Origin of the sequence: Microcoleus sp. OTE_8_concoct_300 (assembly GCF_031383065.1) — a bacterium.
Classification (GTDB): Bacteria; Cyanobacteriota; Cyanobacteriia; order Cyanobacteriales; family Microcoleaceae; genus Microcoleus.
The window spans coordinates 1-14,246 of the sequence record NZ_JANMZH010000950.1 but is presented as its reverse complement, the minus strand read 5'-3'; the positions used below and the strand labels follow the sequence as shown (position 1 = coordinate 14,246).

General features: G+C 46.8%; 18 protein-coding genes and 1 pseudogene. 17 read left to right on the top strand and 2 right to left on the bottom strand.

Translation table 11 applies throughout. From position 1 onward, the window contains the following. Together ACUVJL_RS40330 and ACUVJL_RS40325 are read left to right on the top strand one after the other, a co-directional pair. Positions 1 to 648 (top strand): Uma2 family endonuclease (locus ACUVJL_RS40330; protein WP_445250957.1); only part of this gene is annotated, 648 nt, incomplete at its 5' end. Next, a complete protein-coding gene (locus ACUVJL_RS40325) occupies positions 645 to 983 on the top strand; it encodes a hypothetical protein (protein ID WP_445250956.1) in 339 nt (112 codons plus the stop codon). The genes ACUVJL_RS40330 and ACUVJL_RS40325, both read left to right, overlap by 4 nt. Before the next feature lie 158 nt (positions 984 to 1,141). Here ACUVJL_RS40325 and ACUVJL_RS40320 read toward each other — a convergent pair whose 3' ends face one another. Next, entirely contained in the window at positions 1,142 to 2,074 is a 933-nt protein-coding gene (locus ACUVJL_RS40320; RefSeq protein WP_445250955.1) for a LysR family transcriptional regulator, read from the bottom strand. Between the two features lie 260 nt (positions 2,075 to 2,334). Between ACUVJL_RS40320 and ACUVJL_RS40315 the strand changes: the two genes are divergently transcribed. The 4 genes from ACUVJL_RS40315 to ACUVJL_RS40300 all read left to right on the top strand — a co-directional run bounded on the left by ACUVJL_RS40315 (position 2,335) and on the right by ACUVJL_RS40300 (position 4,860). After that, a complete protein-coding gene (locus ACUVJL_RS40315) occupies positions 2,335 to 2,652 on the top strand; it encodes a hypothetical protein (protein WP_445250954.1) in 318 nt (105 codons plus the stop codon). Between the two features lie 151 nt (positions 2,653 to 2,803). Next, positions 2,804 to 3,070, top strand: coding sequence for a hypothetical protein (locus ACUVJL_RS40310; RefSeq protein WP_445250953.1), 267 nt, complete (start codon positions 2,804 to 2,806; stop codon positions 3,068 to 3,070). A 177-nt stretch (positions 3,071 to 3,247) separates the two neighbouring features. After that, entirely contained in the window at positions 3,248 to 4,312 is a 1,065-nt protein-coding gene (locus tag ACUVJL_RS40305; RefSeq protein WP_445250952.1) for a tetratricopeptide repeat protein, read from the top strand. Positions 4,313 to 4,350: 38 nt separating this feature from the next. After that, on the top strand, positions 4,351 to 4,860 hold the full coding sequence (locus ACUVJL_RS40300; protein ID WP_445250951.1) for a GNAT family N-acetyltransferase: 510 nt from the start codon (positions 4,351 to 4,353) through the stop codon (positions 4,858 to 4,860). Between the two features lie 143 nt (positions 4,861 to 5,003). On the opposite strand, the gene ACUVJL_RS40295 is transcribed toward ACUVJL_RS40300, so the two are convergent. Next, positions 5,004 to 6,581 (bottom strand): adenylate/guanylate cyclase domain-containing protein, encoded by a 1,578-nt coding sequence (locus tag ACUVJL_RS40295; protein ID WP_445250950.1) that lies wholly within the window; start codon positions 6,579 to 6,581, stop codon positions 5,004 to 5,006. Positions 6,582 to 6,669: 88 nt separating this feature from the next. Here ACUVJL_RS40295 and ACUVJL_RS40290 point away from each other — a divergent pair, with 88 nt between their 5' ends. From ACUVJL_RS40290 to ACUVJL_RS40240, 11 genes and pseudogenes are all read left to right on the top strand, one after another. Next, entirely contained in the window at positions 6,670 to 6,930 is a 261-nt protein-coding gene (locus tag ACUVJL_RS40290; RefSeq protein WP_445250949.1) for a hypothetical protein, read from the top strand. Between the two features lie 14 nt (positions 6,931 to 6,944). Then, on the top strand, positions 6,945 to 7,079 hold the full coding sequence (locus ACUVJL_RS40285) for a hypothetical protein (protein ID WP_445250948.1): 135 nt from the start codon (positions 6,945 to 6,947) through the stop codon (positions 7,077 to 7,079). 227 nt (positions 7,080 to 7,306) lie between these two features. Further along, on the top strand, positions 7,307 to 8,137 hold the full coding sequence (locus ACUVJL_RS40280; RefSeq protein WP_445250947.1) for a prepilin peptidase: 831 nt from the start codon (positions 7,307 to 7,309) through the stop codon (positions 8,135 to 8,137). 64 nt (positions 8,138 to 8,201) lie between these two features. Next, positions 8,202 to 8,423 carry a hypothetical protein gene (locus tag ACUVJL_RS40275; RefSeq protein WP_332959862.1) on the top strand — a complete coding sequence of 74 codons (222 nt, stop codon included), beginning with the start codon at positions 8,202 to 8,204 and terminating at the stop codon, positions 8,421 to 8,423. Positions 8,424 to 8,615: 192 nt separating this feature from the next. Then, positions 8,616 to 9,566 carry an acetyl-CoA carboxylase, carboxyltransferase subunit beta gene (accD, locus tag ACUVJL_RS40270; protein ID WP_445250946.1) on the top strand — a complete coding sequence of 317 codons (951 nt, stop codon included), beginning with the start codon at positions 8,616 to 8,618 and terminating at the stop codon, positions 9,564 to 9,566. Positions 9,567 to 9,947: 381 nt separating this feature from the next. Further along, positions 9,948 to 10,139, top strand: coding sequence for a translation initiation factor IF-2 (locus tag ACUVJL_RS40265; protein ID WP_332959864.1), 192 nt, complete (start codon positions 9,948 to 9,950; stop codon positions 10,137 to 10,139). Between the two features lie 145 nt (positions 10,140 to 10,284). Next, on the top strand, positions 10,285 to 10,773 hold the full coding sequence (psbV, locus tag ACUVJL_RS40260; protein WP_445250945.1) for a photosystem II cytochrome c-550: 489 nt from the start codon (positions 10,285 to 10,287) through the stop codon (positions 10,771 to 10,773). Positions 10,774 to 11,021: 248 nt separating this feature from the next. Beyond that, positions 11,022 to 11,522 (top strand): photosystem II cytochrome PsbV2, encoded by a 501-nt coding sequence (psbV2, locus tag ACUVJL_RS40255; protein WP_445250944.1) that lies wholly within the window; start codon positions 11,022 to 11,024, stop codon positions 11,520 to 11,522. A gap of 126 nt (positions 11,523 to 11,648) precedes the next feature. Further along, positions 11,649 to 11,987, top strand: coding sequence for a cytochrome c6 PetJ (gene petJ / locus ACUVJL_RS40250; protein ID WP_445250943.1), 339 nt, complete (start codon positions 11,649 to 11,651; stop codon positions 11,985 to 11,987). 673 nt (positions 11,988 to 12,660) lie between these two features. Beyond that, complete coding sequence (locus ACUVJL_RS40245) at positions 12,661 to 13,674, top strand: CHAD domain-containing protein (RefSeq protein ID WP_445250942.1); 1,014 nt, start codon at positions 12,661 to 12,663, stop codon at positions 13,672 to 13,674. Positions 13,675 to 13,751: 77 nt separating this feature from the next. Continuing rightward, positions 13,752 to 14,108, top strand: a pseudogene (locus tag ACUVJL_RS40240) (ATPase); the annotation flags it as partial. Positions 14,109 to 14,246 lie beyond the last annotated feature (138 nt).

Sequence of the window (14,246 nt, the reverse complement as noted above, 5' to 3'; positions counted from 1 at the left end):
CCGATCGCACCACCGTTACTCATAGGCGAAAAGCGAGTAGTGTTGAGAAATATTACTTGGCAGGGCTATCAACAACTGCTACAGATTTTAGGCGATAACCGATCGGCTAGATTGACATTCGATCGAGGGACTTTAGAAATTACCATGCCTTTAGAACAACACGAATTTTCGAGATGCTTAATCGGGCTTTTGATTCGGATTTTGGCTGTAGAGCTAGGTTTGAAGATTAAAACAATGGGTTCGACAACCTTGGATCGATCGGATCTAAATCGCGGCGCAGAACCAGATAATGCCTATTACATCCAAAATCAGCCCCTCGTCGCCGGTCGTACAGTAGATTTAGCCACAGATCCAGCACCCGATTTAGTCGTAGAAGTAGATATCACCCATACTGATATTGATAAGCCAGCTCTCTACGCCAGTATGGGAGTACCGGAGTTTTGGCGGTACAATGGTAGAGAATGGCGAATTTATAAGCTAGAGAACGATGAGTATTTGGAAGTATCTGTCAGCCCCACTTTTCCGATCGTGCCCAAGGAAAAGCTCTACGAATTCTTGGCAGCAGCGCAGCTAGATGAAGTAGAAGCGGAGGTAAATTTCCGCAACTGGGTGAGAGAGATGACGAATATTAATACAAGTGGAGGATGAAAGCAATGCAATATAGCGGCCAATGGCGGATCACAGAGATGGCAATGTGGGATAGTGATTACTTGGACATGGAAGTTCAAGCGTATATCGAGATCGATCAAACAGGTTCAGGAGAATTTCAATTCGGTTTAGTATCAGGTCAAATTGACGGCGAAGTCGTAAAAGATGGAAAAGATCAGCGATTTGAGTTTACATGGGACGGTAATGATGAGAACGATCCTGCATCTGGTAGCGGTTGGCTCAAATTAAAGGATAAAAACTCGGTAGATGGTCGAATCAAATTCCACCAAGGCGACAGTTCTAGTCTTGTGGCTAAGCGCATTAGCAGTAAATAAGCGATCGTACTATTGGTTATGCGATTTTTTTCAACCGCAGATGAACGCAAATAAACCCAGATACCATCCCATCCGCGTTCATCTGTGTTCATCCGCTGATATCTGCGGTTAAAATATCCAAATCTAACCAATAACCAATAACAACTTACTTACGTTTCTCATGAAGGATTAATCGGAAACTCGCCCTCACTATCAACCTCTGCGACAGCTTTAACTACATCCAAAAACGCAAACACCGCCGGAACTAACAGCGCATCCCTCAAAACAGCCACCCCAATTACCCTTTCAAAAGCCACAGGAAAACTACAAACTTTCACCTCAGCAGGTATCGGTTCCGCAGCCAAACGGGGCAGAATAGCTGCACCCAAACCTTGCATCACCATGCTGACAATAGTTGAATCTTCGCTGAGTTCGTAATCGATATTTAAGGGAAACCCCGAAGTTATCAAATATTTGCGAAGCGGTACAGAACAAGAATTTTCGGCCGGCTGCAAAATCAACGGATAAGCCGCTAATTCTTTCCATGTAATCTTATCGCTTGACAATTGGGCAGTTGGCGGCAGCAACACAACATATTTATCCCGTAAAATTTCCCTCGTTTCAAATTCATCAGAGATAGGAAGGGAAACAAAGCCGATGTCTGCTTTGCCCGATCGCAAAGCCTCTTCCACAGCTTGGGTATAATAAACTTCGGCAATGCTGACCGAAATTTTGGGAAAGCAACTGCGAAATTTAGCAATAATACCCGGTAGGATATGAGTTGCAACACTCCGAAAAGTAACTATCCGTACCTGACCTCCCTGCAAACCTTTTTCTAACTCCGCTTCTTTGACCATCATTTCTAAGCCGCGGGCTATTTGACGCCCGTGAAGCAGCACCCTTTCGCCCACCGGCGTCAGTTGAGCACCGTGTCGCCCCCGATGGAACAGTTGCACTCCCAATTCTGTTTCTAAAGAGGCGATGGCGTGGCTGACTGCTGACTGGGACAGTTCCAATTGCAAAGCCGCCTCGCTAAAGTTTTCACAGTCTGCTACTGCTATCAAAGCCTGAATTTGAGAGAGTTTTATCCGCCGCGTATTGATTTCGTTCATAGCGTTTGTGCCAGTTCCAAATTGTCACAAGGCCTTAGATCGATCTATCGATTTTATTCATACAACCTATGCAAGCAATGCTTTGATTGTCAATGGCCGCAGAGTTAAGGTTAATTTATCAGGTAACAGATAGACTTTAACAAAACTTGCACGGCAACATATTGTGCTGTAATTGTGATGAAAATATTGCAATTTAAAGCTGTTGTTTTTATTTTTATTTGTGCATTTTTTGTGGGAATTATAACTTGAAGGTGTTGGCTATGTCTACTTGCAGAAATCGGCTCGATACCCCAAAAATGAAAGTTGTTTCGATCGCCTTTCGAGCTAAACCATCGGAAAAACAGGAAGGGCGATGGCGTCGGGTCCTCGCCCGTGATACGGTCTTTTGGGCGATTAATCACATTGGGCAATTTTTCCTCTCCGTCATTGCTGCTGAGGACTCGCTGAGAATTTGGCAGAGCTCAGATCGCGATGGTAACACTTGGTGGCACGGTTGCGATCGAGTTACAGGTCGCTCTACCTGTGTAGCAACTGAGGATGAAATGCGCGCTTGGCTCGATCGGCGTTACTGCCAATAGTCGATTATCGGTGGTGTGGGGGCGGGTTTATTTAGGTTGTTTGAAATTGGTGAACCCGCCCTTACAAAATTTGGCAAATGCAAAGATTTCAGTGATGAGGCAATAATTGTCAATTTTTGATTTTTGAAGATTTAATTTCAAAGGAGATACTATGCTTCAAAAAATTTCCGAGTTAACAGCGCCCAATCGCATTATTCTGATGGAAAACGAGGTATACAGATTGCCTCAAACTCATCGAGAAATTCAAGTTTTGTCAGGAATTGCTTGGATCACGCTTGACCAACAGGACATCATCTTGCAAAGCCATGAAAAAGCATCGCTTCCACCCAGCAAAAACTTTGCTGTCATATCCGCTCTCAACAATATGCCACTGATTCTGGCAGTCTGGCAAGACAAAAACCAAGCCCTGCGATTTTAGATTTTCGATTGAAGAATTGGGAATAACTGATTGTGTATGGGTTTGAACCACGGGCCTACAGTTGCCTTCTTTTTTGAAACTGGTATCGGAACCTAGCGATTGAGAAAAAATTCGGCAGGAACACCCGAAAAAGTTCTATCTTAATAGTTATTACTTAGCTATTGGAGGACTCGATCGGTGCAGGGCCGCTCTTACCACTTCAGCTATCTCGCAGCCATAAGTATTGTCTTATCGCCAGCACTCAGCTTGCTGGCAATTTCCGACGCTCGGGCTTATGCCCCAATTATAAATGCCAGGCGCGCCCAAGCGATCGATCTCGCTCAGGCAACAGACCCCAAAACGCAAGCAGACAAACTCTTTGAAACAGGCGTAAAACAGCACCGTGAGGGTTTGTTTCGAGAAGCAATCCAGACTTTTGAGCAAGTTTTGGCAATTCGCAAGCAACTAGGCGACAAAGCGGGAATCGGAGAAACCCTCAATAATATGGGGGAAGTTTATGGCGAAATGGGGTTGAGGCCCGAAGCTTTGGCAGTTTTGCGGCAAGCTTTAGTCATTCACCGAGAAATCGGCGAAAAGCCTCGTATCGCGCGCACTCTCAATCTCATCGGTTTCGTCAACCGGATTGGGGACAATTTTTCCGAAGCGATGAAACTGCACCAAGAAGCTTTGGAACTTGCCAAAACTGCCGACGACCAAATTGAAATAGGAGAATCCCTCCACAACATCGCGGCCGTGTACGCAGAACAGGCAGATTACGCCAAGGCGATCGAATTTTACCAGCAAGCGCGCACGATTCGCACGGCCTCCGGCGAGCGGCGCGATTTAGGCCGTACCCTCAATAACATGGGCGGCGTCTACTACAACATCGGCGACTTTAATAGAGCGATGGAATTTTACCACCAAGCTTTAGCAATTCGGCGGGAAATCGGAGATAGGGCTGGCGTCGGCCGCCTCCTCAACAACATGGCACTTACCTCTCGCAAACTCGGTAAAGATACTCAAGCGCTGATCTATTTTCAGCAAGCGATACCAATGTTAGAAGCAATCGGCGACAAGACAAGTATCGGACGCTTGCTCAACAATATGGGCGCAATTCATGAAAGTCTGGCTCAATATGCTAAAGCCCTCGAATCCTACGAGCGAGCTTTAAAAATTGCTCGTGAGGGCGGTGACAAAGCCGGAGAAAATACAGCGATGGAGGGTATTAAGCGATTGTCTTCCGGTCAGCTTGTGCCGCAATAATTCCTGTTAGTCGGCACAACAATTAATTAATGTAAGCTATGGATATCCGTACCGAAAAGCCAGAAGATTTAGAAGCCGTTCGCAACCTGAATATTGTGGCATTCGGGCGAGAAAATGAGGCAAACTTAGTGGATCGATTGCGGGAAATTGGATCTACATTTTCATTCGTGGCTGTGCAATCCGATCGCATTGTCGGACACCTTTTCTTCAGTTTGGTTACCGTTGAAGGGAAATGTTCTAAAAATTTGTCGATTCTGGGGTTGGCACCAGTCGCAGTTCTTCCCAACTATCAGCGGCAAGGTATAGGAACGCGGATGATCCGGGAGGGTTTAAAAGAGTGCGGGCGATCGGGATTTCAGGCAGTGGTTGTGCTTGGTCATCCAGATTTCTATCCGCGTTTTGGGTTTATTCCTGCTAGTAGGAAGAGCTTGGGATGTGAATATGATGTGCCCGATGAGGCTTTTATGGTGTTGGAGTTAGAAAGTGGAGCTTTGCAGGATTGCAGCGGAACGGTGAAGTATCGATCGGAGTTTAGTCTATGCGAGTGACTTTCGCGGCGGTTTTTATTATCATGTATCGTACCACCAACAAATTATAAAAATAATATTTAGGAGTCAGAGTGGAAAGCGGTTGTGCTGTACTTGCCTTTGTGAAGCATAAAACCTGCATACCTATTACCCAGCAAAGTTATTTAAATGCCCCCTTTTCCCTTGTCCCCTGTTGCAGCTTGCAAAGCAAAAATCGGAGTCAGAGCAGATTTCCCCTTCAGAGAAACAACTCCCAAAGCCTCGCAAATGAAGTTTAGCCCGATCGACTCATACACCCTTTCAGCAATCAAAATTTGGTTTTCCCCCGCCTTGCTCATCAACCGAGCAGCCGTATTCACCGTATCGCCGAGGATATTAAACTCCCTGCGCCCTCGCGGTTCCCCAACCTCAGCAGCAAACACCGGCCCCAGGGATAGCCCAATTTGACAGCATACTTTTATTTCTTTACCCCCGATAATTACCCGAGGCAAGCCTGTAATCAGATCTCGGATCGCAATCGCCGCACTAGCGGCGCGGCTGGCGTCATCCGTGTGAGCGTCGGGCACGCCAAAATAAATCAGCATATCCGAACCGTCTAAGTGCGCCGTTACTTTTTGCAACACGCCCCCTTTAGCTGACACTACAGCATCGATCGACGCAAAAACTCGAGAATAACTCACTACCAGATTGACTTCTTCCTCCGGCGAAGCTTTCTCCACAGACTCCGGTAAACCAATCAAGTTGACAAACATCACCGTCGGAGAAGGAAAATCCGGCGGGATTTTCCGCCGATCGGCATTTTCAACCAGCAGTCTCAGGATAGTTTTGGGAATATAACTAGCAAGGGGTTCAAGCCGATTCACAGCTTCCCCGATTTCTTTTACCAAGCCCGCAACGCTGCGATCGAGCAATACCGAACTCGGCATCCGCCGCCGAGTCAAAGTGATATCATACTCTCCGAGTCGATCGTCCGTTAAATCGTCCTCCACCAAAAAATAACCCGGTTTCCCGGGTTCAAAACGAAATTCCTCTCCCAAAGACTCTTTAGCAGTTTCAGTCAAACACACTCGGCCCACAGTCCCAGAACCCTCAGCTTGCTTGGCTTGCTGGACTGAATGCCCCAGCAGTACGTGAGCCATCCGCAGCGGCGTACCGATGTCAGCACTAATGTAGCGGCCGGAGTGGATGCCCACCCGCATCCTCAAAGACAAAACACCCCGCGCCGTTTCAATATTGGCAAATTCATCCATCGCCCGCTGCATCCGCAAACCCGCCCGCACCGCCCTCGCTGTATCCTCTTGGTGAATTCCTGACAGAAACTGCACCAGCATCGCATCTCCGGTAAACTCCAGCAAATCCCCGCCCGATTTGCTGACAATTTCAATCATCGAGGCAAAATAGTCGTTAATCACGCCCAGCAGCGTTTCAGCTCCCTTGCGCCCCAGGGCCGCATTCGCTTCCAACAGCGAGGTAAACCCTGCCAAATCCGTGAACAGCAAGGTGCCTGTTTGCCACTGGTAACGCACCTCGCCCGGGTTGGGCGGAGATTCGGACACGGGCCTGGGCACATAGTAGTGGAGGATGTAGCGGAGAGTGCGTAGGTGCTCGAAAACCCTCATTAGCGTTGCCGGGGACGGATCTACCCACGCTGCAGCGTAAAGTTGGGCCGAAAGGAGCGCTCGCAGCCGCAGTTCGAGCGCAGCCAAGGGAGGATTGTAGGTTAATCTATTAATAATTTCCACCTAAGTTTATTCTTAAAAAATAGGGTAAGTTCGATCAATCTAGAGGCAACACCAATAGCTCGACCTATACCATTATGATAAGTTTCCAGTGACCCCATACCAGCCAAACCCACAACCCACGAGAGAAACTTCCGCTCGTCACAGCTTGCTAGCTCCCGATTTGATCCGAGCTGCTCGATCGGCCTATGGTATGTATCTGAAAGTGCATTCCGATCAGATGCAGCGTCCGGCCGGTGTAGTTGTCAGTCAAGGAAGCGATCGAGGCCAGCTAATTTTTGCTTCGCAGCCGATTTTGTTGCCCGGTGAACGTTTTGTTACTTTTGACGAAATTGAATCTCAAATGTATTAATTGGGAATTGGGAATTGGGAATTGGGAATTGGGAATGGGGAATGGGGAATGGGGAATTGGGAATGGGGAATGGGGAATTGAGAACGGGAAATTGGGAATTGGCAATTGGGGATTGGAAATTGATATCAAATCCGGTAACTACCGAATGAGCTCTCAGTGCGAGCGTGTCCCTCGCTTTGAATATCACTCCTTGGGAGAATCCCGATGTTGTAAAAAGCGTTTTTTAGGAGTGGGAGCGTCCCGCACAGCACAGCTTATATATCATCTCTCTAAAATGCTGAGGACTACAATCTTCACTACAAACCTTAGGAGTAATTGACCGGACACAATCTAACAACTAATAAATAACGACCATCAACAGTCAACAGACAACTTAATGGAAATTATCTTTAATTCCCTTGTCACCGCGATCATCTTTGTTTCCGGCTCGGCTATTGGCAGCTTTCTAAATGTGGTAGTCTATCGGTTGCCTGCGGGTTTGTCGGTGATGCGGCCTCCTTCTCGCTGTCCGAAATGTTTAAATCAACTCAAACCTTACGAAAATATACCCGTTTTTGGTTGGCTGTGGCTGCGGGGACGCTGCAATCACTGCCTCCGTCCCATTTCTGCCCGCTATCCGCTGGTGGAAGCAGCTACGGGTTTGTTGTTTTTGCTCATCTTCTGGCGGTTTGGGGTGGGTGTGCAAACTCTGGGTTTTTGGGCTTTGTTTAGCTGGCTGTTGGCTTTGTCTTTGATTGATTGCGATACAATGACTTTGCCTAATTCTTTAACTCGATCGGGTTTGGTGGCCGGATTGGTTTTCCAAATGGCCAAAGGTTGGTGGCCGACATTTAGTTTGATCGACTCGGTACACTATCTGGTACTCGACGGGATCGCCGGATCAGTTGTCGGGTTGTGGCTGTTTGACGCGATCGGACTCGCCGGGACTCTCGGCTTCGGACAGAATGCTATGGGCGCCGGAGATACCAAATTAGCCGCCTTGATGGGAGCTTGGCTGGGCTGGAAATACTTGCTGCTAGCGGGATTTATCGCCTGTGTCGCCGGGGCTTTTGCCGGTGGATTGGCGATCGCCCTCGGGTTGCTCGAAAGGCGTAAACCCATGCCTTTCGGCCCGTTTCTGGCTCTCGGTACAGCAATTACTGCTCTGTGGGGGGAAGCGATCTTATCTACTTACTTGCAGTTGTTTTTCCCGAATTTTAGTTTATGATCTGCCCGTAGTCAGGCGCGATCGAACTTAATAATATCGGTTCAAAAATTGGTAAAATTGTCCCGTGTCTTGGATTACACTTAAAACCACTAGCTTTCGCTGGGAAGCGGAATTAATGCAGCAGCTCCTGGCTGCTCATCAAATCCCCGCCCGGATTGTAGACTTGGGCATAGCATCTTATTTGGGGGCTGGAAGTGCTACAGCCCTGCAAGTTCTTCCAGAACACCAGCCAACAGCATCGCTCCTCATCAGTCCAGTTGAAGATGAGCCAGAATCTGGTGATTAGTCATTAGTCATTAGTCATTAGTCATTAGTCATTAGTCATTAGTCATTAGTCATTAGTCATTAGTCATTAGTCATTAGTCATTAGTCACTAAACAACTAGCAATTGACAACTAGCAAGTGACAACTAACAATTACTAATTACCAATTACCAATTCCAAATTACCAATTCCAAATTACCATTTACCAAGTTTTAATGTCTCTATTTGATTGGTTTGCAAATCGACGAAAATCAGTACCGAACTCCCAAGAACGGCCGGAACGAGAAATTGCGGACGGACTTTGGAATAAATGCGAATCTTGCGGTGCCCTCAGTTATACCAAAGACCTGCGAGCAAATCAAATGGTTTGCTTGGAATGCGGGCATCATATCAGAGTTTACAGTGACGATCGCATCGAGCAATTGATCGATCCCAATACCTGGATGCCCATTAACGAAGGACTGCACGCCACAGATCCCCTGAAATTTCGCGATCGAAAAAAATATAGCGATCGCCTGCGAGAATTTCAAGAAAAAACAGGCCACCTAGACGCCGTAGAAACAGGCATCGGCAAACTCGAAAATTTGCCCGTAGCCCTCGGAGTCATGGAATTTCAGTTCATCGGCGGCAGCATGGGCTCAGTAGTCGGAGAAAAGCTGACTCGCCTCATCGAACACGCCACGCGGGAACGCTTGTCCGTGATCATTGTCTGCGCTTCTGGCGGTGCGAGAATGCAAGAAGGAATGCTCAGCTTGATGCAAATGGCTAAAATTTCCGGGGCTCTGGAACGCCACCGGGAAGCGAGACTGCTTTACATCCCAATTTTGACCCACCCAACCACCGGCGGCGTCACCGCCAGTTTTGCCATGCTGGGAGACATTATAATTGCAGAGCCAAAAGCTACTGTGGCCTTTACAGGCGGCAGGGTAATCGAGCAAACTCTGCGGGAAAAGCTGCCGGAAAATTATCAAACTTCCGAATACTCATTCGCCCACGGTTTTGTAGACTTGATCGTACCCCGGACTCAATTAAAGAAAACTCTCGGTCAGCTCATCAGCCTCCACCAGCCCCAGCCTTTCTTGGCAGACTCGGAATTCCCCGCCCTCAATGGCAGCGACAGCCACGCTGTGCCCCCACAGACTAACGCTTTCAAGCTTTCTCCCTAAGCTGCAGCGCCGGATGATTGTCTGTTGGTGAGTCCAGGGGAGAGACGAAAAATTTCCTCAGAATTGCTCAAAACCCGGTTTCGAGGAAAAATATTGAGTTTGGTAGCCAGACATTCACCCAGACACCGGGTTTTGAGCCCAGAGCGCGCAAGTCCTATTGGTAATAACGACCCAGCAGTGGGATGATATTGATCGGAAGTTGATTGGCCCTGAAGTTTGGCTGGGCAAAAATGCCTAGTCGCAGTTAGCGGTTAGTTAGCTTGCGATCGAACAAAATCTCAGAACAAACTAACAGAACAAGCTAACAGCGCTTTCTGAAATTGTCCGGCTTTCAGTTAATAGCCGTCAACTCAATTTTGACCTGTCAGCGACCTAAAAATTATGGGTTTTGCAGACCTGTCCATCGCAGAAATAGCAGAGGACTTCAACGTCCCTGTTGAAGAGGTGATCCGCTTGTGTGACGAGTTGGAAATTGCCTACAAGCACCCTCAAACCCGTTTGGCTTTGGAGGATGTTAAGGCAATTATGACCACTCTCGAAAAAAGGCGCGACTCAAAACTTCTTGCAGATTAGATCGCAAAATTCCTCTACCTTTAAAGGTATGGCTGCACCAACTTTCGCCAGTTGTTGCAGAAAGAGGGAATTTTGAACACAAATCTGTTTGCCAGCTATACTCTCTTAGCGTTCAATAATTTGCCGGATTTTTTTAAGGAGAACCATGCTTAAAAGATATTTCATTGCTCTGACCGCTTTTTTCTTGACATTTCAGTTATTTGTCAGCAGTGCGATGGCTGTCGAACTGAGTCCTGAACTTCGTACTGTGCCTTTGAATGACAAAGGTGCTCCGGTAGTGCTGAGCCTCAAACAAGTTCAGCAAGGCAAACGCCTGTTCAATTCGGCTTGCGCTCAATGTCACGCTGCAGGCATGACGAAAACTGACCCCAACGTGAATTTGAGTCCCGAAACTCTGGCTTTGGCCAACCCGCCCCGGAATAATATTGAGTCGCTGGTGGACTTTATGAAAAATCCCACGACTTATGACGGGTTTGAGGAAATTTCGGAACTGCATCCGAGTACCAAGAGCGCCGATATTTTCGCTGAGATGAGAAATCTCTCGGATGACGATTTGTACGCCATAGCCGGTCACATTCTGTTGCAGCCGAAAATTGTCTCCAAGCAGTGGGCTGGTGGCAAAGGCGCTCGCTAATCGATTTTAGATTTTAGATTTTGGATTTTGGATGGGGATGAGGCTGTGGTTTGGCAAGGATTGCTGGCTGGCTGTGTTTCTATCTAAAATCTGAAATCTAAAATTTACCCCCCGCTCATAGATTCTCGCCAGTCGAACCCGCCGACTTAAGCTTGGGGACTGGTTGAGGGCGACGAAAGCCAGAGTGAAACAAGAAAATTCGATTTTGTGAGCAAATGTTAGTGAATAATTGATGGTTCTACGCCCTTATGCTGCATCGTGGTGTTTTTGTCTGCTTTCTGTTGGGGATGTTAATTATTTTGCCGCTCGTGCTGTTGGCTCCTCAACCTGTTTTGGCTGCTGCCGATTCTTACGTGAATAGGTATTTACAAGCCAGCGAACCTGTGGCTTTGGAGTTGGACTCCCAAGGACATACTCGGTTGTTTTCGGCTCAGGATTTGTCTGCAGGCAAGGTGTTGTTCGAGCAAAATTGCCTGAATTGTCACGTCGGAGGAGCTAATTTGCCCGATCCCACCATATCTCTATCTTTGGCTGACCTCAAGGGGGCAACGCCTCCCCGCAACAACATCAATAGTTTGGTGGCGTATCTGAGAGAACCCATGACTTATGACGGTACTGAGGAGACTTTTTGGTGCCGCCAAGTGCCTGAAAGCTGGATGCCGCAGGCAGAAATCGAAAAATTGGCTGCTTTTGTGATCCGGGCCGCTCAGAAAGCTCCGGGCTGGGGCGTGGAGAATTTTGAGAGTTGAACTACCGCTGCCAAAAAGTGGTAAATTACTCGGGAGAAAGCGATGCGACGATCGCGATCGCGCCTGTTTTAACAGGTAAAATATCTAAAGAATCACCCTTTGCGTGTCCATTAGAGGAGAACTGCGTTGAAAAGACTCTTATCGATCGCCCTATTAGCGTTCGCAATTTTTACCGTCGGCTTTGGCCGCCCTGCTTTGGCAGGTGATGCTGCTAAAGGAGCTAAACTCTTTAGCCAGAACTGTGCTGCTTGTCACATCGGTGGCGGCAACGTGGTTATGGCAATGAAAACCTTGAAAAAGAGTGCTCTTGAGAAGTACGGCATGAATTCTCTGGAAGCTATTACCACTCAGGTAACTAAGGGCAAAAATGCTATGCCTGCTTTCGGCGCCAAGTTGAAGCCCGAACAAATCGACGATGTAGCAACCTACGTGCTCCAGCAAGCTGAGAAAGACTGGAAAGGCTAAACTGCTTTTTTGAAGTCGGACAAGCTGGGCGGGCTTGATTTAATTTAAAACTTGTCCTCCCTCACGCACCCTCTCTCTCTCTTTGGCGAATAAATGTCGAGAAAGCAGCGATCTTAACCTGTTTGGGAAAGAGCGCCAGCAATCAGATTTTTATTAGCGATGGGGCGAGGGAGGGTAATTCTATTTTAGATTTTAGATTTTAGATTTTAGATTGAAGATTTGAGATTGAAGATTGAAGATTAAAGATTTGATATCATTTCCGGTTACACCGGAATGATGTTGACTGTTGACGGTTGACTGTTGACTGTTGACCGTGAACAGTGAACAGTCAACAGTCAACAGTCAACAGTGAACTCGAATTTACTATTCCGATGCTAACGGATTTGATATGAGAGTGCTAAATGCTGACTTTGGATAAATTGTCAAGCACCTTACATTAACAAGGCTTACGCATGGGGGCGCTGATTCCCGGTTTCTACGAAAAATTTGCGACGAGTCACGAGAAATCACCGAAGAAACGGAGTTTCTGAAATCAGCCTGCGATCGAGAATTAATTAAGAATTATTATTGCTGGGGTTCATAAATTAAAGTATGTGCTAGGATGTAACCCCTTATTAGCAAAGCCTTGAAATCAAAATTAAAATCAATCAGGAAAGTGGAGTCTACACCTGCCATGAACGTAAAAACATCAGCAAAAGTTAAAACTCAAGTTAAAACTCTCGGAGACGCAGCCTCTGAGGCGATTGAGAAATATTTCCGCAAAAGTGTAGAGCACGAGGCTGAAGTTCTCAAAGACAAAGATGCAGAAGAACTTCACCAAATGCGGGTAGGACTACGACGTTTGCGATCGGCTGTAACGGGTTTTGCTCCGGTTTTAGACTTGCCAAAACAGGCTTCAGAAGGCAAAATTGGTAAGGTGGGGCGGATTCTGGGAACGCTCAGGGATTTGGATGTGATGCTCGAAAGTCTCCAAAACCGCTATTACCCGAATTTGCCGGCTGACGAACAGAAAGTTTTGGATAAGGCTTTGTTGAATTTGCTCAAACAGCGCTACCGGGCTTTGAAAGGGGTGAGGGCGATTTTAGAGCACAAAACCTACGAATCGCTGAAGCAGTCGATCGAGGATTGGCTGGAAAAACCGCAGTATCGGGCGATCGAACATTTGCCAATTGCTGAGGTTTTGCCGGATTTACTGTTACCTCAAGTCAGTGAGTTTTTCCTACATCCGGCTTGGCTGTTGGGTACAGAATATGAGGATGGCAAAGTTAAAGTTGCTCATGATTTGAATGCTGAGGCTGTCGAACAAAAGTTAGCAGCGGAAGGAACTATTCTGCACGATTTGCGGAAGCAAGCGAAGCGGGTTCGCTATTTAATGAATCTGTTTGGCGATTTTTACGGCGAGACTTACGAAGTTTATGTCGAAGATGTAAAAGCTGTTCAGGAATGTTTGGGCGATATTCAAGACTGTGAAGTTTTAGGGGAGTTTCTGACAGATTTTGTCGATCGCGATCTGAAAAAAGAGTTGCCGAAATTGGCTGATATTTTGGCAAAAAATCGCTACGCAGCGTGGCAAAAATGGCAGTTTTTGCAGCGCAGGTATTTGAATTCGGAAATTCGTAAAGGTTTGCGATCGGTATTAATTTATCCTGTGGTTGAAGATGCTGCTAAAGTCGATTCGTCGCAGTAATTTATAACACGCATATCCCTGATTTATCAAAGAAGTCGGGGATTTAAAGTGCGATCGTGCTTTGGGAAGGAAAAGGGCGATCGCACCGCTGCCTCATCATCCTAGAAGACGTACAAACAATTCTCAGCAGCCGACAAATAGCAGGCAATTATCGACCTGCCTATGAAAAATACAGCAGCTTATTCAAACTTATCGGCGAAACTTGCCACAACAGTTGCTTAATCCTAAATAGTTGGGAACCACCTAGAGAAATTGTCGCATTAACAACAGAAAATGCCCAGGTTTGCAGCTTACAACTCGACGGTTTAGGTGCAGCAGCAGGCGAAATTATTAGAGAAAAAGGCTTACTAGAACCGGAGAAATGGGAAAGCTTGATTAAGACTTACCGAGGTAATCCCTTATGGTTAAAAATAGTTGCAGCCATGATTCAAGAATAGACCTCTTGCGAAAGTGCGCTCGTTCTAGGTAAAATAAAAGAAATAATTAGCTCCCATAAGATGAATTACGAACAAGTACAAAAGTTAAACCCCGCCGACTTTAAACGGTACTGTGGACTACATCAAGAGACATTC

What these genes read in the sequence shown, in the direction of transcription:
- ACUVJL_RS40325 (WP_445250956.1), top strand. Translation starts at nt 645, where the DNA reads ATGAAAGCAATGCAATATAGCGGCCAATGGCGGATCACAGAGATGGCA.
- ACUVJL_RS40320 (WP_445250955.1), bottom strand. Translation starts at nt 2,074, where the DNA reads ATGAACGAAATCAATACGCGGCGGATAAAACTCTCTCAAATTCAGGCT.
- ACUVJL_RS40315 (WP_445250954.1), top strand. Translation starts at nt 2,335, where the DNA reads ATGTCTACTTGCAGAAATCGGCTCGATACCCCAAAAATGAAAGTTGTT.
- ACUVJL_RS40310 (WP_445250953.1), top strand. Translation starts at nt 2,804, where the DNA reads ATGCTTCAAAAAATTTCCGAGTTAACAGCGCCCAATCGCATTATTCTG.
- ACUVJL_RS40300 (WP_445250951.1), top strand. Translation starts at nt 4,351, where the DNA reads ATGGATATCCGTACCGAAAAGCCAGAAGATTTAGAAGCCGTTCGCAAC.
- ACUVJL_RS40280 (WP_445250947.1), top strand. Translation starts at nt 7,307, where the DNA reads ATGGAAATTATCTTTAATTCCCTTGTCACCGCGATCATCTTTGTTTCC.
- accD (WP_445250946.1), top strand. Translation starts at nt 8,616, where the DNA reads ATGTCTCTATTTGATTGGTTTGCAAATCGACGAAAATCAGTACCGAAC.
- ACUVJL_RS40265 (WP_332959864.1), top strand. Translation starts at nt 9,948, where the DNA reads ATGGGTTTTGCAGACCTGTCCATCGCAGAAATAGCAGAGGACTTCAAC.
- psbV (WP_445250945.1), top strand. Translation starts at nt 10,285, where the DNA reads ATGCTTAAAAGATATTTCATTGCTCTGACCGCTTTTTTCTTGACATTT.
- psbV2 (WP_445250944.1), top strand. Translation starts at nt 11,022, where the DNA reads ATGCTGCATCGTGGTGTTTTTGTCTGCTTTCTGTTGGGGATGTTAATT.
- ACUVJL_RS40245 (WP_445250942.1), top strand. Translation starts at nt 12,661, where the DNA reads ATGAACGTAAAAACATCAGCAAAAGTTAAAACTCAAGTTAAAACTCTC.